This is a genomic window from Lutibacter sp. (genome assembly GCF_030692605.1).
In the GTDB taxonomy this organism is placed as follows: Bacteria; Bacteroidota; Bacteroidia; order Flavobacteriales; family Flavobacteriaceae; genus Lutibacter.
This window is the reverse complement of record NZ_JAUYUD010000093.1, coordinates 1-22,558: the sequence shown is the minus strand read 5'-3', so window position 1 is coordinate 22,558 and position 22,558 is coordinate 1. Positions and strand designations below refer to the sequence as shown.

Sequence of the window (22,558 nt, the reverse complement as noted above, 5' to 3'; positions counted from 1 at the left end):
ATAATTAATTAAATGTTTGAAGGAAAAGAAGAAATGGCAGATAAATTTGAAGAAATAGGGGATGACCACATTAGTTCTTCTGCAAAAACTCCACTGAGAGCTGATGCTTTTGATATTACTGACCAAAAAAAAGTAGAACTTATTCAAGAAAGTGTTAGAGATATTTTGAACACTTTGGGTATGGATTTGTCAGATGATAGCTTAAAAGGAACTCCTAAAAGAGTCGCGAAAGCTTTTGTTTACGAAATTTTTGGAGGGTTAAATCCAGCAAATAAACCTAAATTATCAACCTTCGATAATAATTATAAGTATGGTGAAATGTTGGTTGAAAAAAACATTACTGTTTATTCAACATGTGAACATCATTTGTTACCAATTGTAGGAAAAGCTCATGTAGCTTATATTTCTAGCGGAAAAGTTATTGGATTGTCCAAAATGAATAGAATCGTTGATTTTTACGCTAAAAGACCACAAGTTCAAGAACGATTGACGATGCAAGTTGTTCAAGCATTGCAAGAAGCATTGGGAACAGATGATGTTGCTTGTGTAATTGATGCGAAGCATTTATGTGTAAACTCAAGAGGTGTACGCGATATTGAAAGTAGTACTGTTACAGCGGAATACGGTGGAAAATTTAAAAATCAAGAAACTAAACAAGAGTTTCTCGATTTTATAAATTTAGACACTGATTTTGATTAACTTTTTTTAATTTAAAAACACAGCGTTAGCAAAAAACAACTTTCCATTTTCCCAAAATGATCGGAATAAAGGATTGTCTACCATATAAATTAATTGACCTTTTCCTTTCCTTTCAATTCCAAATAGTAAGGAGTTTGGAACTTCTTTTAAAGCATTTGAGCCTGCAAAACCTGAAATGTTAATCGTTTTATCCGAAAAATAGCCAACGTTTATTCCTTTTTCGAGCAGTTGATATGCGTCCGAATTTAATTTTAAACTATTATAATTATTTTCATAACCATAGGCTAGAGGGTGCGTTGTGTCTATGGTGCCATTAAAAATACTTCCTGTTATTGTGTTTTTCAGACTTTCTCTTTCCTGTTGGTTGTATGGTATTAGATTTACTTTTGGTTTACTTTTGTCATCAAGCGTATCCTTTTTAATTTTTAAAGCAAAACCTTCTTTATTTGCAAAACTTTTTAAAGAGCTTTCAATTGCTACTATGGTTCCACCTTTTGTAACATATTCTGAAAGAATAGCTAAATCGTCTTTATTCGCAACATATTCATTTGGTGTAATTACTACATTGTATTTTGATAAATCAATTCTTTTGAGCGAAGAAACATTTATAACATTAATTGGGTACTGTAATTGAGATTCAAAAAAGTGCCAAATTTCACCAAAACTCAATGAAGAAACATTTTCACCCGATAAAACTGCTATTTTTTTATTTTTAATTAATGAATAATTTGAGGATCCAAAATCGAATCCAGTATCAGAAAAACCAGATTTAACAGAGATTAGGTTTTTATTTAGTGAAGTCGCTATTTGAGTTATTGATTCATCAAAATTTTGAATGTGTTCATTTTCACCTTTCATAACAATTAAAGTTCCTTTTTTAAATGAAGTTCCTTCGATTGTAAAATTGGCATTGCTATAACGAACATTAAAATCTTTTTCTAAAAGATCGCCTAAAAATTCAGCATCAGAAACGTCACTCCAATTGCTTACATATGCATATGTATTAGGAACAATTTCATTTTTCAGTTCGGTTTTGTTATTATCATTTTGTTTTCCTTTTAACAACTCAGTTTCACTGGCAAAACCTTCAACTCCATATGCATAAGGAATACTCCAAGCTGTAATATCATAGGTTAATGAATCGGAAAGTTTCGCTTCTGGTTCGAATAATACCTTGACCATTTTACCTTTTGGCTGATTTGTTGAAATTACCAAGTCCCTTGAATTTGTTTTTAAACTTTTAATTGAATTTGATTGATAATTAAATGCTTTTATAGTTTTTTCTTCTGTTGAATAGCTTTCGATTTCATGTTTTTCCAATAGAGCTTTTATCTTTTTTAATTTATGATCATCGCCTCGTAAAACATAACTTTTATACTTTAAGCTAGAATTATTAAAGAATTTTTGAAATTCAGATACTAATTTTGATGCATTCATAGAAGCCATTTCAACAGTAGAAATTCCTGAAGTAGTATGATGTTTGATTCTATCTTTTAAAGTAAGTTCAGTTTTATTTTCAATTATTATTCCCAACCCAGCTCTTCCATGTCCAGCTTGTTCATAAGTCATTCCTATTGCTCCCATATAGGTTGGGTAGGTATCTCCATAGCTAGGGTAAAATAAATCGAATGATTCTTTAGTGAAATATTGCCACCCATTCTTATCGAAATATTTGGCATGATTTTTACCAATTTCAATTTGAAAATTACGTTGCCATGTGGTTATTATTTCATGATAAGGTTCGGCACCAGGTGCAAAATAATATGGGTTATTTATAAATTGCTCATGAAAATCAACATGTATATGTGGCATCCATTTGTTATAAACTTTTAAGCGTTGTTGTGTTTCAATTTGTGTTGCCCACGCCCAATCTCTGTTTAAATCGAATAAATAATGATTTGCTCTTCCACCTGGCCAAGGTTCATTATGCTCGACAACATCTGGGTTGGTATTATACGGTGTGTTTTTGGTTTCATTAAACCAATTAACATATCTGGAACGTCCGTCAGGATTAATACATGGATCAATAATTACTATGGTGTTTTTGAGCCACTCTTGCTTTTCGGTAATTAAATTATAAATTGTTTGCATTGCAGCTTCTGTACTTGAAGCCTCGTTACCGTGAACATTGTAGCTCAGCCAAACAATAGCAATATCGGTTTTTACCTCTCCCTTTAAAATGCCAGTTCTTTTTAAGTTATCTTCCCTAATATTTTTTAAATTGGAGATATTTTCTTCAGATGAAACATAAGAGATGTATAATGGCCTAAATTCATTAGTTTCACCATATTTTTCTAATTTCACACTTTTAGAGTTATTACTTACATAAGTAAAATAAGCGACAACGTCATGATGTCTCGTAAACCGTGTACCTAATTCATACCCTAAAAATTCAGAAGGAGATTGAATATTTTGAGCAAATGAATGGACGGTTCCAATAACTACTAAGAAAAATAGGTTAACAATGCATTTTTTCATTATAATAAATTTTAAGAGCCAAATGTAAATAAATAATATTAATTTGGATGTGTTAAAAATATGTTAGAGGATGTAGCAAATTATAAGAATCTATCTAAATTGATTACTTTTATCGAAATTAACATTGTTTTAAATGGATATAGCTGAAAACTCATTGCGCGATTTTGAAAAACATTGGAATAATGCCTATTTAAAGACTAATGTTGAAAATTTAGGGTGGTATGAAGAAAACCCTCAACCTTCGATTGAGCTAATAGTTGAGTGTAATTTACCTAAAGATGCAATTTTATTTAATGCTGGAGCTGGAGCTACGACACTTATAGATAATTTATTGGAACAAGGTTATACAAACATAATAGTTAACGATATTTCGTCTGTAGCATTAGGCGAATTACGAGATAAAATTGTGATCCCAAAAAGCGCAAATGTTACCTATATAGTGGACGATTTAACGAATCCAACTGAATTAAATAAATTAAATAATATTGATTTATGGCATGATAGAGCGGTTTTACATTTTTTTACAGAATTTGAACAGCAAACAGCTTATTTTAATTTAATTAGAAATGCTGTAAAAACTGAAGGTTATGTTATTTTGGCAGAATTTAATTTGGAAGGCGCAAAAAAATGTTGTGGATTAAATGTTGTAAATTATGATGAAAATATGTTGCAAAAAGGATTAGGAAAAGCCTTTAAATTAAAAAAATCATTTAATTATACGTATACACAACCTTCAGGAAACACAAGGGAATATGTTTATACACTATTTCAAAAAATGGCTTAATATTTTATGGAGGTACAGTATATTCCTTTTAAGGAAACCGGTTATTTTTCAAATTTAATTTGTGATTATTTAGATAAACATAAAAGATTAAGTGAGTTTTATGGAAATCATCCTGATATTGAGGGATTTAGAAATCAGATTGAATTAAAAAAGACTTCATTTTCGAATCAATCTAGAAGTATTTTAACAATTGCTTTAAAAAATCAATATAAATCAACAAAAAGCAGTGAGTTAACTTCTTCAAATATTATTTTGTTAGAAAGTGAAAATACATTTACAATTACTACTGGTCATCAATTGAATATTTTTACGGGTCCGTTGTATTTTTTGTATAAAATTGTATCAGCTATTAATACTGCAAAATTTTTAAAATCGAATTTTCCAAGGTACGATTTTGTGCCTTTATACTGGATGGCAACAGAAGATCACGATTTTGAAGAAATCAATTTTTTCAATTTTAAAAATCAAAAAATTAAATGGAATAAAAAAAGCAATGGGGCTGTTGGACGATTGCCTTTATCCAATTTTGAATCGATTTTTGAAGAATTTTCCACACTTTTAAATGAATCTGATGATGCTATTTATTTGAAAGAACTATTTAAAAAAGCATATTTCAGTCATTCTAATTTAGCCGATGCCACTCGATATTTAGTAAATGAACTTTTTGGCGACTATGGATTGGTAATTATTGATGGTGATGACTCCAATTTAAAACAACAATTTATTCCTATTGTAAAGGATGAATTACATAATAATACGTCTTATAAGTGTGTTAGTAATGTTAATGAAAAACTAGCTAAACAATATAAAATTCAGGTAAACCCTCGTGAGATTAACTTGTTTTATTTGGATGATCAATTAAGAGAAAGAATTATTTATGAGAATGAAAGGTTTGTTGTTCACAATACTTCTATTTCTTTTTCAAAAACTGAAATTTTAAAAGAACTAGAAAACTTTCCTGAAAAATTTAGTCCAAATGTAATTATGAGACCTGTTTATCAGGAATTCATTTTACCTAATTTATGTTATATAGGAGGAGGTGGAGAAATTGCATACTGGCTTCAATTAAAGGAATATTTTGATGTTGTTCAAATTCCATTTCCAATTTTATTATTACGAAATTCTGCCTTGTTTGTTTCTGTAAAACAAGTTGAAAAGGCGACTAAATTGGGTGTGACTATTTTGGATTTATTTAATAACCAAAACACACTTATAACTAAAAAAATAAAAGAACAATCTGATATAAAAATTGATTTTTCTGAACAAAAAGCACATCTTATAGTTCAATTTAAACAGTTGAAAGAGCTAGCTATTAAAACAGATAAGTCTTTTTTAGGTGCTGTAAATGCTCAAGAAAAAAAACAACTTAACGGCCTTAATATGTTGGAGAAGAAATTACTAAGGGCTCAAAAAAGAAAAATGATTGAGTATGTTGATCGTTTAAGTAATTTACAAAATGAATTATTTCCAAAACAAAGTTTAGAAGAACGATATCGTAATTTTTCCGAAGTTTATGAGAAAATAGGATTAACTATGATTCCCGATTTAGTAACTTCATTAAATCCATTACATCAAGAATTTCATATTTTGAATTATTAGAGATCTATTGGTAAAAAGTGTATTTTTTTGTTTTTAAATGTGTAAACTATTTCGTTCACTAAGTTATTATTTATTTTTTTCAAATCTTCATCATTTAATTCAAAATCAATTTCAGTAAAGTATACTTTTGAATTTTTTATTTCTGTTGACTCTATGTCATTTTTATCTGATTGCAATTTTAAAATTTCATTTTTTAAAATGAAACTTAACTCACAACCTGTTCTTTTAGTAGCAGTATTAAATCGTCCTATTATAATTGTTTTGATAAATGGGAATCCACCTAATTCTTCAAAATCTAAATACATATCATTTTCATTATTGCTTGCATATTTAGTTCCGCCACCAAATTCTATTTTAGGAATATTAACCTCAGAAGGTTTTGGTTTATCTGATTTAAAAAAATTTGAAAATGAAAATGACATAATTTAATTAATTTTAATGATATGCTTGATTATGCACTAAAAGGGTTCCACAATTTGAACAATTTTCTGCAGTGCCAGAACCTCCTGCACAGGCATTGCTACATGTATAGTGATAAATACCTGCGTTATTTCTAGCTGGTGCAACTGTATTTCCTGAAGAAGCTGGTGCTCCACCTTGAGTTGGTTCTTCAACTTTTAATGGGCCATTTTTCAGAAATTCATCGTTATGAAAAGCTACATTATGTGTATAAGGGGTTTTACAAGTTGGGCAATTGCCTGCAACATCACTACCACTATTTTTGCAATTATTATTGCAGATGTAATGTATTTCCTTTTTAGCTGTCTTTTCAGTGGAAGTCGAGGAAGGATCTTCACTTCGAGGTAGTTTTTGTCGTTCTTCTTTACAAGAAAGAAGTAATAAATTACTGCATAAAAGAATAAAAAATAAATTTTTCATATTAATAGTTTGAGTGTTATTTAGCGTTATTTTTTACCAAATATATGAAATCATAAAAAGGTTATCAAATTTATTTTTCATATGGTTTAAAACAAAAAAAATCCAACAATTTGTTGGACTTTTAAAAAACTATATAAGTTTATAAATGAATTACTTCACCATATGCATCGGCAACTGCTTCCATAACAGCTTCACTCATTGTTGGGTGAGGATGAATTGTTTTTAATACTTCATGTCCTGTTGTTTCAAGTTTCCTTCCTAAAACGGCTTCAGCAATCATATCTGTTACACCAGCACCAATCATGTGGCAACCTAGCCACTCACCATATTTGGCATCAAAAATTACCTTTACAAAACCATCTGGTGTTCCGGCAGCTTTTGCTTTACCAGAAGCAGAAAATGGAAATTTACCAACTTTTAGTTCGTATCCTTTTTCTTTTGCTTGCTCTTCAGTTAATCCAACGCTTGCAATTTCTGGAGTTGCATACGTACAACCAGGTATGTTACCATAATCTATTTTTTCTGTATGTAAGCCTGCAATTTTTTCAACACAAGTTATTCCTTCTGCGGAGGCCACATGCGCCAATGCAGGACCTGGAACAATATCACCAATGGCATAATAACCAGGTATGTTTGTTTGATAAAAGTCGTTTACTAAAATTTTATCTCTGTCAACCACAATTCCAACATCTTCTAAACCAATATTTTCAATATTGGATTTAATACCTACCGCCGAAAGTATTACATCAGCTTCTACTATTTCTTCTCCTTTTTTGGTTTTTACCACCGCTTTTACCCCTTTTCCAGAAGTATCAACAGATTCAACGGAAGAATTAGTCATCACTGTAATACCAGCTTTTTTGAACGAACGTTCAAACTGTTTTGACACATCAATATCTTCTAGTGGAACTAGATAAGGTAAAAATTCTACAATGGTAACGTCAGTTCCCATTGCATTATAAAAATGAGCAAATTCAGCGCCAATTGCTCCAGAGCCAACAACAATCATTTTTTTAGGTTGGCTAGGTAATGTCATAGCTTGACGGTATCCAATTACTTTTTTACCATCTTGTGGTAAGTTCGGTAATTCTTTAGACCGAGCCCCAGTTGCAATAATAATATGGTCGGCACTATATTCAGTAACTTTTCCTTCAGCATCAGTTACATCAACTTTTTTACCAGTTTTAATTTTTCCAAAACCGTCAATTACATCAATTTTATTTTTTTTCATTAAAAACTGAACGCCTTTACTCATACCATCAGCAATATTTCTACTTCTTTCAATAACTGCTGAAAAATCTTTATCAATCGCCTCTGCTTTTAAACCATACGCATCAACATGTTTCAAATAATCATAAACTTGCGCACTTTTTAAAAGGGCTTTTGTTGGAATACATCCCCAGTTTAAGCATATTCCCCCTAAATTTTCTTTCTCTACAACAGCAACTTTAAAACCTAGTTGAGAAGCTCTAATAGCAGTAACATATCCTCCTGGCCCACTTCCTATAATTATAATATCGTATTTCATTTTATGTGTATTTTTATTTAATAATGTTGCTTAACATAGCAAATTTAAGTAATTATTTATTTTTTAATTATTAAAAGAAGTATTAATCTACTAAATTGTTTTCGAACAATAATTTATATGACAGATTATACAATTTTCATTCATTACGGTTTTACTAAATTATAGTTTGTCCTTTCCCAACTTTCAACTTCACACTATCAAACTCACTACCTACATTCTCTCAGGAACATTAATTCCTAACAGGCTAAAAGCTGTTTTAATAACTTCGTTTGCTTTTTGTGATAATTGAATTCTGAAGATTTTTTCATTTTCATTGTCGCAGCCTAAAATGGGTACCGATTGATAGAATGAATTATATTCCTTAACTAATTCATAGGTATAATTTGCCACTAAAGCTGGACTGTGATTAGCAGCGGCAGTTTGAATGATTTCAGGGAACAGTTGCAATTGCTTAATTACTGAACGTTCTTTCTCATGTAATTCGATTTCAATTATTTTTTTTGAAAAATCAAAACTAGCCTTTCTCAAAATTGACTGAATTCTTGCGTATGTATATTGTATAAATGGACCAGTATTTCCAGCAAAATCTACAGATTCTTCTGGATCGAATAAAATTCGTTTTTTAGGATCTACTTTTAAAATATAATATTTAAGTGCACCTAAACCGATGATTTTATATAATTTTTCTTTTTCTTCAGTTGAATAACCTTCTAATTTCCCTAAATCTTGTGAAATTTCTCTTGCTGTATCTGTCATTTCAACAATTAAATCGTCAGCATCAACAACAGTACCTTCTCTAGATTTCATTTTACCGCTAGGTAAATCAACCATTCCATACGATAAATGATATAAATTTTTAGCCCACTCAAAGCCTAATTTTTCTAGAATTAAAAAGAGTACTTTAAAATGGTAATCTTGCTCATTTCCAACGGTATAAACCAATTCATTTAAATCGAAATCATTAAATCGCTCAATGGCAGTTCCTATATCTTGAGTCATATAAACAGCTGTACCGTCTGAACGAAGTACAATCTTTTCATCTAATCCATCAGCTGTTAAATCGATCCAAACAGAACCGTCTTCTTTTTTATAAAAAACACCTTTTTCTATTCCTCGTGCTACAACATCTTTTCCTAATAAGTAGGTATCACTTTCATAATAATTTTTATCGAAATCAACACCAAGAGCATTGTAGGTTTCATTAAAGCCAGCATAAACCCACTCATTCATTTCTTTCCATAAAGAAACAACTTGCGAGTCCCCAGATTCCCATTTTAAAAGCATTTCTTGAGCTTCAACTAAGATTGGAGCTAGTTTTTTTGCTTCTTCTTCAGTTTTTCCTCCAGAAATTAATTGTGAAATTTCTTTTTTATATTCTTGGTCAAACTTTACATAATAATTGCCAACTAACTTATCTCCTTTTAAACCAGTACTTTTAGGTGTTTCTCCATTTCCAAAACGTTGCCAAGCTAACATACTCTTACAAATATGAATACCACGGTCGTTAATGATTTGAGTTTTATATACTTTTTTACCTGAAGCTTTTATGATTTCAGCAACGGAGTACCCTAATAAATTATTTCTAATATGACCCAAATGCAAGGGTTTGTTGGTATTTGGTGAAGAATATTCAACCATTACGGCTTTTTCATTCGGATCGGGTTTCGTTATTCCATAAGAATTAGTAGTGTATATGGAATGGAAATTTTGTAAAAAATAGGAATCTGATATTACTAAATTTAAAAATCCTTTGACCACATTAAAATCAGTTACTTCAACTACATTTTCTTTCAAATAGGTTCCTAAATTTGTTCCAATTTCAACAGGATTTCCTTTAATATGGCGTAAAAATGCAAAAATAACAATAGTAATATCGCCTTCAAATTCTTTTCTTGTTGCCTGAAATTCAACAGAATCTATGGAAACATTATATTTATTTTTAAAACCATCTTTAACGGCTTGCTCTAAAATGTGATGCATAATTTTTTGCTGAAATATTTTGAAGTGCAAAAATACATAATTTTAAAAAATATTTAGTTGTATTTTTGCTCATAAATTAAAAGGATGAAGGAGTTTATAAAAGAGTTGCCAGATTTAGCCAAAGAAAAATTAGTAGAAAGTAAAAAATATTTTCAAAAATTAAAGAAAAGATTACCTAAAAATTTGGATTTGGTCATGCAAGAATTACATGACAAAGAATTTGAAAAAACGGATTGTTTAGATTGTGGAAATTGTTGTAAAACTACAAGTCCTATTTTTACACTAAAAGATATTGAACGAATTTCGAAGCATTTTAGAATGAAAGTGTTAGATTTTACAACAACTTATTTAGAACGTGATGAAGATGATTTTTTTGTTTTAAAAACTGCACCTTGCTCTTTTTTAGATTTGAACGATAATACGTGCAGTATATATGATGTTCGACCGAAAGCTTGTAGCGAATATCCACATACAAATAGAAGAAAATTTATTCAAATTGCTGATTTAACGTTGAAAAACACAGAGATTTGTCCTGCTGCTTATAATATTATAGAGGCTTTAAAACTAAAATTACCTGTGTAATTTTGATTTTTTTTTAATGTTTTAATAAAAATTGAAAAAGTAAAAATTTATAATTATTCGAATACTTTTTTATATACTTTTGTGAAGTGAAAAAAGTATTTAAAATAGTCGTATTTTTTGGTTTAGCCTTTTTCGTTTTTTCTTCTAGTTGGAATAATGCAGATAATTCAATTGTTAAAAATTGTAAGACTCTAGATACTTCAAAAATAGAAAAAAATGAAAATATTTCTATTGATAATGTATCATCATTTTTTTATGCAGTCCAATTAGAAAACCTAACAATAAATTCAACTTTTGGGCAAACATCTAATTTTAGAATATTTTGTGAAGATTACTTAACATTTCCTGAAGTAGTAGAACAAATTTTCTTCTCAACATACACGCAGTACACATCTAACTCTATAAACTTCATAAATAGGTTTAAAAAGAGTGATATTATTTTTCCCTTCCATTATTTTTGGTAATAGATTTTTTTTGATTTTTTAAGGATTAATTCAAAAACAAAAGTCATAGCTATTTTTATTTAATAGCTAAAAGACATATTTATCAAAAACAATTTAATAATTTAAAAATGGATTTAGGAACTTTTTTAGTAGGAGCTATAATGATAATGGTATTTGTTGTACCAATAGTATTAGCAAGTAGAAGTAGAAAAAATAAAGAAAAACAAATTTTACAATCGCTTCAAAATTTGGCAAATGAAGCTGACACCAAAATATCTCTATATGATCTTTGGGATACTACAATAATTGGTATGAGTGAAACCTCACACAAGTTATTTTTTTACAGAAAAACAGATGATCTTGAAATTAATCATAGTGTAGATTTTCATTCAATTCAAAAATGTAGCGTTCATACTATTTCGAGAACGTTAAAAAGCAATAATGAAGATTATGTAATTATTGACAAGCTTGAATTATGTTTGACAATAATTGATAAAAGTAAACGAGAAATAATTTTGGAATTTTATAATACGGATGTGAGTACTCAAATGAATGGAGAACTAGCTCTAGTTGAAAAATGGAATAAGATTATTAATAATACATTAACTTCAAAAAGACAAAGCGCATAAACTAAACGGCCTGATGGTAATACATTGGGCTTTTTAGTTTTGTATATTTAGTTATAGATTAAATACTTTGCTCTAATTTTTTTAAATTCTTCAATTTTTGGTTCCCAAGATTTTTGTATTTCTTGAGTAGTTAAGCCAATTTAACGACTTGTAATGTTGTTAAAACTTAGAATAAGACGTTGGTTTTGTAATTTTTTAAAATAAAATTGTTGAAATAAAGCAAAAAAAAGTCCCACCGAAGCAGGACTTAAGATTTTCATCTACGGCATATAGCCTTATTGTGATAAGATTAAAGATTAGAGTAATTTTTTCACAACTCAAATATATACATTTATTTAATAGCATTTATTTTTAAACCTTAATTTTTACTCATTCTAAATATTAAGCAGATTGTTTTTTCTATTGTAAAAATGTTTAATTTTAAGATTCTGTAATATAAATTGCTAATTACACATACATTATGACAAAAATTTTAGGACTAGACCTAGGCACTAACTCTATTGGTTGGGCGGTTGTGGATGATACACAAAATAAAATTTTAGGCATTGGAAGCAGGATATTTCCTATGGGAGTTGAAAATTTAGGAGATGGTGAAGGAAGAGAAATGTCAAAAAATGCTTCAAGAACTGGTGCAAGAGGAGTGAGGAGACAACTATTTAGAAGAAGGTTAAGAAAAAAGATTCTGTTGAAGACCCTTTCAGAGGTTAAAATGTGTCCTCTCCAAACTGAAGATTTTGAAGAATGGAAAAATACCAAAAGGTTTCCAGAGAGTAAGCTTAAAGGATGGTTTGCTTTGAATCCATACGAATTAAGAAATAAGGCTTTAAATGAAAAAATTTCATTGGAAGAACTTGGACGAATTTTTTATCATTTAATACAACGAAGGGGTTTTTTGAGTAATAGCAGAAGTGCTGGAAAGGATGATGGAGCAATTTATAAAGGCAAACCTAAAGAAGGGAAAATAGGTATTGATGAAACAAGAGAAAGTATTAAAGGAAAAACTTTAGGTTCTTATCTTTTTGAAATTTATCCTAAAGATAATGAACCATTCTCAAAAGATATTGAGCGAATTAGAAATAGATATACAACAAGACAAATGTATGTTGATGAATTTGAATTGATTTGGAAAAAGCAAGTTCACTATCATTCAGAATTATCGGATGAGTTAAAAACTATTTTTGGTGGCAGAAAAAGTGATGGCTATAATGAAGACGGCATTATATTTCACCAACGTCCGCTTCGTTCTCAAAAACATTTGGTTGGTAATTGTTCATTTGAGCCAACAAAGACAAAATGCCCATTAAGTGCAATTCCATTTGAGTTGTTTCGTATCTATCAATGGGTAAATACTGTTGAATATAATGGGAATAAACTAAATGAACTTGAAAGAGAAAAGATGATTGGTGTTCTTTTACAAAAGGAAAAACCGTTATTTAAAGATTTAAGGAAAGCAATTGGTAGAATAAGTGCAGAGTTTAAGTTTAATTACAAAGATGATGATAAGATTGTGGGAACATATACCATTTCAAATCTTTCTAACAAAAAATATTTTGGCAATAAATGGTTCGAATATTCTGAAAAAGAACAGGAAGATATTTGGCACGTACTGCACTTTTTTGATAGTAAAGATAAAGTTAAAGTATATGCAATTGATAAATGGGGTTTTAATGAAGAGCAAGCAACTGCTATTTCAAAATTTAACTTAAAAGAGGGTTATTCAAATTTAAGCAGAAAAGCGATTAATAATATATTGCCGTTTTTAGAAATGGGATTTGTATATGATATTGCTGTTGTATTAGGTGGCGTAAAAAGTATTTTTGGGGAAGATTGGGAACAATTAGAAAAAAATAAAAAGGACTTTATTTTAGACAATATTCCCGCTATTGTTAGAACTAAAATTACGGGCGGTTTTATTGAGACAATAAAAGAAGTTCTTAAAAATGAATATAATTTTACTGATATACAACTTAAAAAATTATACCATCATTCAGCAACCATTGAAGCTAAAACAATTTTAAAAAAACTTCCTGTAGATAATACTGCTGATAAAACTATTCAGGCAATTAAAAACCCAATTGTAATAACAGCATTGTTTGAAGTGCGTAAATTGGTGAATGAATTAATTGATCAATACGGAAAATTAGATGAAATTAAAGTTGAAATGGCTCGTGACTTAAAAGCTTCCAAATCACAAAGAAATAATCTTAGAAATGAGCAAAAAAGACTTGAAAGAGAAAATGATAGGGTAAAAGCAAGAATTGAAGAAGAAGGCCAACGAGTAACTCATGAAAGTTTATTGAAATATAAATTGTGGGAAGAGTGTAAAAAAACTTGCCCATATACAGGAGCTTCAATACCGCTTCATAAATTGTTTACTGGTGAAATTCAAATTGAACATATTCACCCTTGGAGTCGCTCATTAAATGATAGTTTTGCGAATAAAACACTTTGTTATGCTGATGAAAATAGGTTAAAAGGTGATAAAACTCCTTTTGAATTTTACGGAAATGATGAAGCGAATTGGTCAGCAATTAAGGAACGGGCTTTAAAATTATTTTCGGATACTAAAGAATATCCTAAATCATATCAAAAGTTTAAAAGGTTTGTTCAACAAAAATTTGATGATGATTTTTCTTCAAGACAATTAAATGACACAAGATTTATAAGTAAAGAAGCAAAAAATTATTTATCGCAAATTTGTGAAAAGGTGACAGTTGCACCTGGGCAAATGACCGCCAATTTACGCCAAAAGTGGGGTTTAAATTATATATTAAATGAAGATGATGGCGAAAAAACACGGGAAGATCATCGACATCATGCAGTTGACGCCTTGGTTATGGCTTGCAGTAAAACAAGCTATTTACAAGAATTATCAAAATGGAACAGGTATAACCGTAATTACGATTTAAAAGATTTTCCAATGCCTTGGGAAGGTTTTAACAGTGATGCAGAAAACATGATTCATAAAATATTGGTTTCACATAAAAAGGTTAACAATACAATTACCTTAAGAAACCATACCACAAAAAAGAATGGTAAAATATATAAAAACACAGGTGTTGCGGCAAGAGGACAATTGCATAAAGAATTTGTATATGGTCAAAGAATAGCGCCATTTGGTTCAGAGGCTTTCCATATTAGAAAGCCTATTGATACATTAGTTACTGAAAAACAGGTGAATAAAGTTGTTGATGAAACCATAAAAAATTTAATTTTAAAACAAGTGAATGTGATGGGGGGTTACGTAAAAGGAAACGTACCTGATAATGCGTTTTTTATAGTTGATGAAAATGGAATTAAGCAACCCCAAATATTTTTGCCCAATAAAAACGGAAACCCTGTGCCTGTTTTAAAAGTAAGAATGAAAGAAAATATTGGAGGAGCAGAACAATTAAAAGACAATACCAACCAATGGGTAAACCCTAGAAATAACCATCATGTTTTAATTTATAAAGATATTAATGATGATTTAAATGAAGAAATTGTTACTTTTTGGACAGCAGTTGAACGTAAAAGGCAAAAACAGGAAGTTTACCAATTGCCAATAAATGGAAAAGAAATTGTAACTACTTTGCATATTAATGATATGTTTTTGTTGGGTTTAGATGATGATGAAATTGATTGGGAAAATCCCGATTATGAAAATTTGAAAGAACATTTGTTTAGGGTTCAGAAATTATCGTCTAAATTTTATGAATTTCGATTAAATACGGAATCATCAATACAGAATAACTTTCAACCTTATTATATTAGAATTCAAGGTTTTGGAGAAGGGAAAACCGGTTGGGTAAACTTTAATCCAATAAAAGTAAAAATTTCAGTTTCTGGAAAAATAAAAAAAGTATAGTGTTTGTCATTCCGACAAAGGAGGAATCGCAAAAGATTGAAAATTAATAAAGAATGATAGAATTTTCAGAAGGAATATATTCATTTTATGTGTACATAATTACAAACAATTATCGCACAACTTTTTATATTGGGATGACTAATAATTTGGGAAGACGTTTAATTGAGCATAAAGAGAATATAGCTCATGGGAAAAAGACTTTTGCTGCTAAATACAATTTGAAACATTTGGTATATTACCAAAAATATGGTTGGGTGCAACAGGCTATTGCTCGTGAAAAGGAGCTAAAAGGATGGCGCAGAGAAAAGAAATTGGATTTAATACGAACATTTAATCCAACTTTTAGATCTTTGAATCACATTTTTGGGCAAGCGATTGAATAATAAATAGTTGTTTGCTTTGCGTTCTTTGAAATATTGGAAATATATAATTTATCATATCGAGGGAAACGAGGCATCACATAAGCAATAGCTGTAATGCGATTCCTCCTTTGTCGGAATGACAAGCAAACAGGCATTTGTCATTTCGAACGATAGAGAGAAATCTCATAATCATTAAAACGTATAACTAATATAATTGGAATAACAATTTATATAGTAATGCGATTCATTTTTTAGGAATGACAAGGTAAGGGTTTGTTTTTTCAATGGTTCTTTTGTCAATGCCGAGTGGGCGAGGTATCACAAAGTTGCTAAACGTAATGAGATTCCTCCTTTGGTCGGAATGACAAAAAGAATAATCTTAAACAGCCAAACCACAACAAAACCGAGCGAAGCGAGGTTTTGTTGTGGTTTGATTAAAGATTAGAGAAAACGATATTAGTCAACATCCTGCACCGTATGGAGACCGGTTGTGGTTTGATTAAAGATTAGAGAAAACGATATTAAAGTGTAAGTGTACAACAAGCATTATTGCGTTGTGGTTTGATTAAAGATTAGAGAAAACGATATTAAAATTGTTCTTATGGCAGTTCAATCAGCCGTTGTGGTTTGATTAAAGATTAGAGAAAACGATATTGATAGTAGAACAAGAAGTAGATACCACGATGTTGTGGTTTGATTAAAGATTAGAGAAAACGATATTTTTCGCTTCCTTATAAATTTCTTCGTCTTTGTTGTGGTTTGATTAAAGATTAGAGAAAACGATATTCTTATTTTCTCACCTGTTAATGGCGCGCTCGTTGTGGTTTGATTAAAGATTAGAGAAAACGATATTGAAAAAGGTAAATCTAATAAGCCATCTTTGTTGTGGTTTGATTAAAGATTAGAGAAAACGATATTTTGTTGTTGCAGTAATAACTTGACTTTGCAGTTGTGGTTTGATTAAAGATTAGAGAAAACGATATTGTGATTCTAATAAAGCTTTAATTTCTTTGTGTTGTGGTTTGATTAAAGATTAGAGAAAACGATATTTTGGTATTTGTTGCTAATTATACCGATGCTGTTGTGGTTTGATTAAAGATTAGAGAAAACGATATTTTTCCTTTCACAAACAGTTTTGCGGTGGTTGTTGTGGTTTGATTAAAGATTAGAGAAAACGATATTAAAGAAAGTTGGTTTAATTCGGAAACTAAAGTTGTGGTTTGATTAAAGATTAGAGAAAACGATATTTTTTTGTAACTGTAACAAAGGCACCGCCTGGTTGTGGTTTGATTAAAGATTAGAGAAAACGATATTTTTATAATGGTTTTGATGCACGGTTGGTATGTTGTGGTTTGATTAAAGATTAGAGAAAACGATATTTCATTATCATCTTTGGCCGATGGTTTTAGTGTTGTGGTTTGATTAAAGATTAGAGAAAACGATATTGATATTAATTTATTCAACAAAATGTTTGCTGTTGTGGTTTGATTAAAGATTAGAGAAAACGATATTAAGAAAAGGCGTTTTGGACTTGTAAAGATGTTGTGGTTTGATTAAAGATTAGAGAAAACGATATTTTTTTACATTTATAGCTTTAATGGCAGGGTGTTGTGGTTTGATTAAAGATTAGAGAAAACGATATTAAAGAGAAGCGTTATATAAAATTGTAGCAGGTTGTGGTTTGATTAAAGATTAGAGAAAACGATATTAAAACAGTTCCTGCCACTACGGTGTCACCTGTTGTGGTTTGATTAAAGATTAGAGAAAACGATATTAAAGTTAGAGTTTGCCATTGTGAACAATGTGTTGTGGTTTGATTAAAGATTAGAGAAAACGATATTAATATCATATTGTGTCGCATCGCAAATGTTGTTGTGGTTTGATTAAAGATTAGAGAAAACGATATTGATATTAATTTATTCAACAAAATGTTTTCTGTTGTGGTTTGATTAAAGATTAGAGAAAACGATATTTTATGCAGGTGCGGTCTTTTCAGTAACTTCGTTGTGGTTTGATTAAAGATTAGAGAAAACGATATTTATTCATAATTTTTTAGTAAGATTTAAAATGTTGTGGTTTGATTAAAGATTAGAGAAAACGATATTAGTTGGCTCGTTGCCTTCTAATAATCAAGATTTTAAAGTAAAATATCGTAAATAAAAATGCTCCTTTTTTGTATGTAAAGTGCAAGATTGGGGCATTTTTTAAATTGTAATGTGGTTTACAAACACTTCATTTTATTTTTTAGGGTGTGTTTGTGAATCGAAAAAACAGACCTTTTTTGGGTTTTTATTCATCATTTTATATTTTTCGATTTGATTAAAGATTAGAGAAAACGATATTAGTTGGCTCGTTGCCTTCTAATAATCAAGATTTTAAAGTAAAATATCGTAAATAAAAATGCTCCTTTTTTGTATGGAAAGTGCAAGATTGGGGCATTTTATTTGTTCAAAAAAGCTCAAGTTGTTGGGGAGGTGGTTCTTTTGGCACTTCAAATTTTCCCCAAAAATTTAAAATGTTTCCAAATTGTTTATCAGTTATTCTTAAGATACTTACCTTACCTAATGGAGGAAGTAATTTATTAATTCTTTTTTCATGAACATCAGCGCTTTCCCCACTTGCGCAATGCCGAACATATACAGAAAATTGCATCATTGTAAATCCATCTTTTAATAGATTTTTTCTAAAATGCTGTGCATTTTTCCTGTCTTTTTTGGTGTCAGTAGGTAAATCAAAAAATACAAATAACCACATAATTCTATAACCATTTAGTTCCATAAATCTGGATAAATAATTTTTTTAATATTACCAGTATAACACTGTTGGAGAGAACTTGTAGTTTTAGATAAAGCAACCATTAATGTGCTTTTAGCATTTTCAAAATAGACAGTTTCAGTAAGCACCTTTAAAAGTTCAGCTTTAATGTCAGTTGTAAGCTCTTGTTCTTCAAAATTATTCATAATCTCAATAACTTTTAGATCAACTAATGGTCTAAAAGGTTCCATAATATCATCAGCCAAACAAAATGCATTGTATTTATTATGATGATGAATCCCTAACGTACTTAATAATCCGCTACCTGCTAATGCTCTGGCAACTGCGGCTCTTAAAATAATATATCCATAATTTAAAAATAAATTTGGGTAAACACCATAACGGTCTCTTTTAAAATCATAATCAAATAAATGTTTCCAATAATGCGCAGCAGCGGCTGCTTCCATATTGGTGGTATCTCCACTTAAAACTTTTGATTCGTAATAATTTAAAACCTCAAATGGTTTATTTAATAACTGTAAATGTTGTGCTTGGTGCTTTATTTTAGTTTTAATAGTTTGTTGCCAAAGTTGTTTTTTAAGTGGTTCAGTTGCATTAATTTGGTATTTAAAAATTTCTTGCTGAATATGGTGATTATCTAAATTTAATAGCATACTTGTTGGCATATGCTTTTGATTACAAAATATTACCGCAACGTTATTTTCGGAAAGTTTAATTAAACTTGGTATGGTAATATAAATTTCATGATGTTCTAGTACTATAAATCCTATATCTTCTATAGGTACAGTTACTTCTCTATTACTAGTTTTTATTACAAGTTGTTCATTTTTAGTGTTTATAGTTGCTTTATTACTAAAAAATAGTGTGCGTTTTATCATAGCTTTTTAATTTTAACTAAAAATAATTAAAATAAAAAAAAATCAAAAATTAAGTGAGTATAATTTTAGTTTTTAAAGTGCTATTTAGAATGATTTTAACTAATATAACGTGATTTCGATATAACAATAATCGCACACCACTAATAATTAGGAGTTAAAAATTAGTGTCATTCCGACCAAAGGAGGAATCACATTACGTTTATCAACTGTGTGATGCCTCGACTTCTCGGCATGACAAAAGAACCATTGAAAAACAAACTCATGACCTTGTCATCATTTTGAATTTTACTTTTTTTAAGTAAAATGTAGCAATCTGACTATCCATAAACAGATTGCCACAGTCGTACCTCCTTTAAAATAACATAAATAACTGATATTCATATAGTATTGTTCTAACTTATATCGAACTCACGTTAATATAAATAAATTAAAAAGTAAAGCATATCCATAAACTACTCATACAGCAAATACTTTGCTCTAATTTTTTTAAATTCTTCAATTTTTGGTTGCCAGGATTTTTGTATTTCTTGAGCAGTTAGTCCATTTTTTATCTGCATTTCTAATTCCGTGCTTCCTGCATGAACTGTAAAAGTTGGACCAAAAAATGGTACGTTTTTTGGAGTTTTTTGATACGCATCAACTATATATTCAATATTAACTTTTCGAAGTTTTTCAACGTTATTTAAATTGACACCATTGCAAAGTTTACCACTATGTTTCGGATTTTTAGAACCAAAATTTGGTTGTGGGGTATAAGTGAAATCAGATTGCGGAAAGAAGGGAGCACCATATTGTTGAAATTGATGTGCCGTTCCTCGGCCTGCATTTATTGGAGTTCCTTCAAAAAAACCTAAACTAGGATATAAATTTATAGCCCTGTCATTTGGTAAATTTGGTGAAGGTCTAATTGGTAAATTATAGCTACTGTTATGGGTGTAATTTTTTAAAGGTATAATTGTTAAATTGCAATTAACTTCATTTTTTAACCATTTTTCACCATTAATTAGTTGTGCATATTCCCCAATAGTCATACCATAAACTAACGGAACAGGATGCATTCCAACAAAACTTTTATGGGTAATATCTAATGTTGGTCCGTCTATATAATGTCCATTTGGATTTGGTCTGTCTAAAACAATAAGAGGTATATTATTTTCAGCACAAGCTTCCATAACGTAATGAAGTGTAGATATATAGGTATAAAAGCGCACGCCAACATCTTGAATATCAAAAATAACCAACTCTATATCTTTTAATTGTTCATTGGTAGGCTTTTTATTGTTTCCATACAATGAGATAATTGGCAAACCAGTTTTAAGATCTTTACCATCCGCTACTATTTCGCTTGCATCCGCTTCGCCCCTAAAACCATGTTCTGGAGAAAAAACTTTTAGAATGTTAAAATGTAAACTTAACAAACTATCTATCAAATGGGTATACGTTAATTTTTCGCTAGATTTTCCACGTTCAACCTTAAATATTACACTAGTTTGATTGGCAACTAAGGCAATTTTTTTCTTTGTTAAAAATGATTTATATAACTCAACTTGATTAGCTCCAGTTATTATTGCTGAATCTTTTACTAATATTGAACTCTCATTTTTTTCGGATGCTTTGATTCCTGTTTTACACGAAAACAAACTAAAAAACAATGCGATAAACAATAAGAAATATGTATTTTTGAACCTGTTATAAATCATTTTTGAGTGAATTACGAGTTATTTATTGCAAAACGCATTATTGCTGCAAAAAAGTATAAAAGTAGCATATCATCTCCAATAATAAAAATTGCAATTATTGCAATTTCACTGGGTATGGTAATAATGATGGTCGCCATTGCCACTGGAATAGGTCTTCAACAAAAGATCAGAGAAAAGTTGGCTGGCTTTAATGGTCATATTCAAATTACCAATTTTGACAATAACAATTCTAGTATTACCTTAACTCCTGTTTCAAAAGATCAAGAATTTTATCCAAAATTTGAAAATGTTGGTGAGATAAATAATGTTCAAGTTTTCGCTACAAAAGCAGGAATTATAAGAACTGAAACAGATTTTGAAGGCATCATTTTTAAAGGAGTTGATGCTGAATATAATTGGAGTTTTTTTCAGGATTATTTAATACAAGGTAGATTACCAAAGTTAGGAAGTGAAATTTCTTTTGAAGTTTTAATATCGCAAGAAATATCGAATCGATTAAAAATAAATGTTGGTGATGAGTTTAATATTCTCTTTGTAAAAGAAGACACTAGTAAAGCTCCTTGGCTAAGAGTGGTTAAAGCGGTAGGAATTTACAACTCTGGTTTTAAAGATTTTGATGAAAATTATGTATTGGCCGATATACAACATATTCAAAAAATGAATAAATGGGAGGAAAACGAGGTAGGTGGTTTTGAGGTTATTATTAACAATTTTGACGATATAGAAACAAAAAACAAGGAAATTTATAATCAAACAACTTCTACGCTAAATAGTCAGAGCGTGGTGGATAAATACCCTGCAATTTTTGAATGGATTAGCCTTTTTGATAACAATATTTATTTAATAATAGCCATTATGATTTTGGTAGCAGGTATTAATATGATCACAGCTTTGTTGGTGCTTATTTTGGAACGTGCACAAATGATTGGTATTTTAAAATCGTTAGGAAGTACCACAACCAGTATTAGAAAAATATTTTTGTATAATGCTTCATATTTAATTTTAAGAGGATTGTTTTGGGGTAATTTAATTGGATTAACCATTCTTATTACGCAGCATTATTTTGGGTTAATCACTTTAAATCCTGATACTTATTATGTAAAAACAGTACCTGTCTATATAAATTTTTGGTACATTCTATTGCTTAATTTTGGAACCTTGCTTTTATGTATGGCAATGCTCCTAATTCCTTCCATTGTAATAAGTAAAATAAGCCCAGTTAAAGCAATTAAAATTGAATAGGACAAGCTGTATTTAAGTAATAAGAATAAAATAATGTCGTATTTTATTGCGTATATATAATAATTTTCGTATATTTATCTCATTATGAGATATATAACACTTAAAAATGAAGAGATTGAGGTATTGGAATACCTTCATCGGAATAGCCCTAAT

18 protein-coding genes and 1 CRISPR repeat array are annotated in these 22,558 nt (G+C 29.7%); of the genes, 9 read left to right on the top strand and 9 right to left on the bottom strand.

Going from position 1 to position 22,558, the window contains the following annotated elements; all coding sequences use genetic code 11:
• Nucleotides 1-12: 12 nt before the first annotated feature.
• Complete coding sequence (folE, locus tag Q8S45_RS09215; RefSeq protein ID WP_305603996.1) at nt 13-699, top strand: GTP cyclohydrolase I FolE; 687 nt, start codon at nt 13-15, stop codon at nt 697-699.
• A gap of 6 nt (nt 700-705) precedes the next feature.
• Here folE and Q8S45_RS09210 read toward each other — a convergent pair whose 3' ends face one another.
• Nucleotides 706-3,177 carry a M14 family zinc carboxypeptidase gene (locus Q8S45_RS09210; protein WP_305603994.1) on the bottom strand — a complete coding sequence of 824 codons (2,472 nt, stop codon included), beginning with the start codon at nt 3,175-3,177 and terminating at the stop codon, nt 706-708.
• Between the two features lie 133 nt (nt 3,178-3,310).
• Here Q8S45_RS09210 and Q8S45_RS09205 point away from each other — a divergent pair, with 133 nt between their 5' ends.
• Nucleotides 3,311-3,961 carry a class I SAM-dependent methyltransferase gene (locus Q8S45_RS09205; protein ID WP_305603992.1) on the top strand — a complete coding sequence of 217 codons (651 nt, stop codon included), beginning with the start codon at nt 3,311-3,313 and terminating at the stop codon, nt 3,959-3,961.
• 6 nt (nt 3,962-3,967) lie between these two features.
• A complete protein-coding gene (bshC, locus tag Q8S45_RS09200) occupies nt 3,968-5,560 on the top strand; it encodes a bacillithiol biosynthesis cysteine-adding enzyme BshC (RefSeq protein WP_305603990.1) in 1,593 nt (530 codons plus the stop codon).
• Here bshC and Q8S45_RS09195 read toward each other — a convergent pair.
• The 4 genes from Q8S45_RS09195 to argS all read right to left on the bottom strand — a co-directional run bounded on the left by Q8S45_RS09195 (nt 5,557) and on the right by argS (nt 9,947).
• On the bottom strand, nt 5,557-5,982 hold the full coding sequence (locus tag Q8S45_RS09195) for a hypothetical protein (protein ID WP_305603988.1): 426 nt from the start codon (nt 5,980-5,982) through the stop codon (nt 5,557-5,559). The genes bshC and Q8S45_RS09195 overlap by 4 nt on opposite strands.
• Nucleotides 5,983-5,995: 13 nt before the next feature.
• Nucleotides 5,996-6,439: a hypothetical protein gene (locus Q8S45_RS09190; RefSeq protein WP_305603986.1), complete on the bottom strand. Its 444-nt coding sequence runs from the start codon at nt 6,437-6,439 to the stop codon at nt 5,996-5,998.
• 139 nt (nt 6,440-6,578) lie between these two features.
• Nucleotides 6,579-7,967 carry a dihydrolipoyl dehydrogenase gene (gene lpdA / locus Q8S45_RS09185; RefSeq protein WP_305603984.1) on the bottom strand — a complete coding sequence of 463 codons (1,389 nt, stop codon included), beginning with the start codon at nt 7,965-7,967 and terminating at the stop codon, nt 6,579-6,581.
• A 210-nt stretch (nt 7,968-8,177) separates the two neighbouring features.
• On the bottom strand, nt 8,178-9,947 hold the full coding sequence (argS, locus tag Q8S45_RS09180; RefSeq protein WP_305603982.1) for an arginine--tRNA ligase: 1,770 nt from the start codon (nt 9,945-9,947) through the stop codon (nt 8,178-8,180).
• Nucleotides 9,948-10,031: 84 nt separating this feature from the next.
• Between argS and Q8S45_RS09175 the strand changes: the two genes are divergently transcribed.
• The 3 genes from Q8S45_RS09175 to Q8S45_RS09165 all read left to right on the top strand — a co-directional run bounded on the left by Q8S45_RS09175 (nt 10,032) and on the right by Q8S45_RS09165 (nt 11,601).
• Complete coding sequence (locus Q8S45_RS09175) at nt 10,032-10,529, top strand: YkgJ family cysteine cluster protein (protein WP_305603980.1); 498 nt, start codon at nt 10,032-10,034, stop codon at nt 10,527-10,529.
• Nucleotides 10,530-10,615: 86 nt separating this feature from the next.
• A complete protein-coding gene (locus Q8S45_RS09170; protein WP_305603979.1) occupies nt 10,616-10,993 on the top strand; it encodes a hypothetical protein in 378 nt (125 codons plus the stop codon).
• A 107-nt stretch (nt 10,994-11,100) separates the two neighbouring features.
• A complete protein-coding gene (locus Q8S45_RS09165; RefSeq protein WP_305603977.1) occupies nt 11,101-11,601 on the top strand; it encodes a hypothetical protein in 501 nt (166 codons plus the stop codon).
• Between the two features lie 47 nt (nt 11,602-11,648).
• On the opposite strand, the gene Q8S45_RS13980 is transcribed toward Q8S45_RS09165, so the two are convergent.
• On the bottom strand, nt 11,649-11,741 hold the full coding sequence (locus Q8S45_RS13980; protein ID WP_371133008.1) for a hypothetical protein: 93 nt from the start codon (nt 11,739-11,741) through the stop codon (nt 11,649-11,651).
• Between the two features lie 320 nt (nt 11,742-12,061).
• Between Q8S45_RS13980 and cas9 the strand changes: the two genes are divergently transcribed.
• Together cas9 and Q8S45_RS09155 are read left to right on the top strand one after the other, a co-directional pair.
• A complete protein-coding gene (gene cas9, locus Q8S45_RS09160) occupies nt 12,062-15,448 on the top strand; it encodes a type II CRISPR RNA-guided endonuclease Cas9 (RefSeq protein ID WP_305603975.1) in 3,387 nt (1,128 codons plus the stop codon).
• A gap of 53 nt (nt 15,449-15,501) precedes the next feature.
• The gene (locus Q8S45_RS09155; RefSeq protein WP_305603970.1) at nt 15,502-15,831 is read left to right on the top strand and encodes a GIY-YIG nuclease family protein; all 330 of its coding nucleotides are present in this window, start codon (nt 15,502-15,504) and stop codon (nt 15,829-15,831) included.
• A gap of 401 nt (nt 15,832-16,232) precedes the next feature.
• A CRISPR array of direct repeats spans nt 16,233-17,915; the repeat unit is 36 nt; unit sequence GTTGTGGTTTGATTAAAGATTAGAGAAAACGATATT.
• A 343-nt stretch (nt 17,916-18,258) separates the two neighbouring features.
• Here Q8S45_RS09155 and cas2 read toward each other — a convergent pair.
• The 3 genes from cas2 to Q8S45_RS09140 all read right to left on the bottom strand — a co-directional run bounded on the left by cas2 (nt 18,259) and on the right by Q8S45_RS09140 (nt 21,163).
• Nucleotides 18,259-18,588: a CRISPR-associated endonuclease Cas2 gene (gene cas2, locus Q8S45_RS09150; RefSeq protein ID WP_305603968.1), complete on the bottom strand. Its 330-nt coding sequence runs from the start codon at nt 18,586-18,588 to the stop codon at nt 18,259-18,261.
• On the bottom strand, nt 18,579-19,463 hold the full coding sequence (gene cas1 / locus Q8S45_RS09145; RefSeq protein ID WP_305603966.1) for a type II CRISPR-associated endonuclease Cas1: 885 nt from the start codon (nt 19,461-19,463) through the stop codon (nt 18,579-18,581). Before cas1 ends, cas2 begins: the two co-directional genes overlap by 10 nt.
• Nucleotides 19,464-19,915: 452 nt before the next feature.
• Nucleotides 19,916-21,163: a DUF1343 domain-containing protein gene (locus Q8S45_RS09140; RefSeq protein ID WP_305603965.1), complete on the bottom strand. Its 1,248-nt coding sequence runs from the start codon at nt 21,161-21,163 to the stop codon at nt 19,916-19,918.
• Nucleotides 21,164-21,169: 6 nt separating this feature from the next.
• On the opposite strand from Q8S45_RS09140, the gene Q8S45_RS09135 reads away from it, so the two are divergent.
• Nucleotides 21,170-22,405: an ABC transporter permease gene (locus Q8S45_RS09135; RefSeq protein ID WP_305603963.1), complete on the top strand. Its 1,236-nt coding sequence runs from the start codon at nt 21,170-21,172 to the stop codon at nt 22,403-22,405.
• Nucleotides 22,406-22,558 lie beyond the last annotated feature (153 nt).

Bases quoted from the DNA above. Each gene is read 5' to 3' on its own strand.
- Q8S45_RS09195 (WP_305603988.1), bottom strand. From the start codon at position 5,982: ATGTCATTTTCATTTTCAAATTTTTTTAAATCAGATAAACCAAAACCT.
- Q8S45_RS09140 (WP_305603965.1), bottom strand. From the start codon at position 21,163: ATGATTTATAACAGGTTCAAAAATACATATTTCTTATTGTTTATCGCA.
- bshC (WP_305603990.1), top strand. From the start codon at position 3,968: ATGGAGGTACAGTATATTCCTTTTAAGGAAACCGGTTATTTTTCAAAT.
- lpdA (WP_305603984.1), bottom strand. From the start codon at position 7,967: ATGAAATACGATATTATAATTATAGGAAGTGGGCCAGGAGGATATGTT.
- Q8S45_RS09175 (WP_305603980.1), top strand. From the start codon at position 10,032: ATGAAGGAGTTTATAAAAGAGTTGCCAGATTTAGCCAAAGAAAAATTA.
- cas1 (WP_305603966.1), bottom strand. From the start codon at position 19,463: ATGATAAAACGCACACTATTTTTTAGTAATAAAGCAACTATAAACACT.
- Q8S45_RS09165 (WP_305603977.1), top strand. From the start codon at position 11,101: ATGGATTTAGGAACTTTTTTAGTAGGAGCTATAATGATAATGGTATTT.
- cas9 (WP_305603975.1), top strand. From the start codon at position 12,062: ATGACAAAAATTTTAGGACTAGACCTAGGCACTAACTCTATTGGTTGG.
- argS (WP_305603982.1), bottom strand. From the start codon at position 9,947: ATGCATCACATTTTAGAGCAAGCCGTTAAAGATGGTTTTAAAAATAAA.
- Q8S45_RS09205 (WP_305603992.1), top strand. From the start codon at position 3,311: ATGGATATAGCTGAAAACTCATTGCGCGATTTTGAAAAACATTGGAAT.
- Q8S45_RS09210 (WP_305603994.1), bottom strand. From the start codon at position 3,177: ATGAAAAAATGCATTGTTAACCTATTTTTCTTAGTAGTTATTGGAACC.
- cas2 (WP_305603968.1), bottom strand. From the start codon at position 18,588: ATGGAACTAAATGGTTATAGAATTATGTGGTTATTTGTATTTTTTGAT.
- Q8S45_RS09155 (WP_305603970.1), top strand. From the start codon at position 15,502: ATGATAGAATTTTCAGAAGGAATATATTCATTTTATGTGTACATAATT.
- Q8S45_RS09190 (WP_305603986.1), bottom strand. From the start codon at position 6,439: ATGAAAAATTTATTTTTTATTCTTTTATGCAGTAATTTATTACTTCTT.
- folE (WP_305603996.1), top strand. From the start codon at position 13: ATGTTTGAAGGAAAAGAAGAAATGGCAGATAAATTTGAAGAAATAGGG.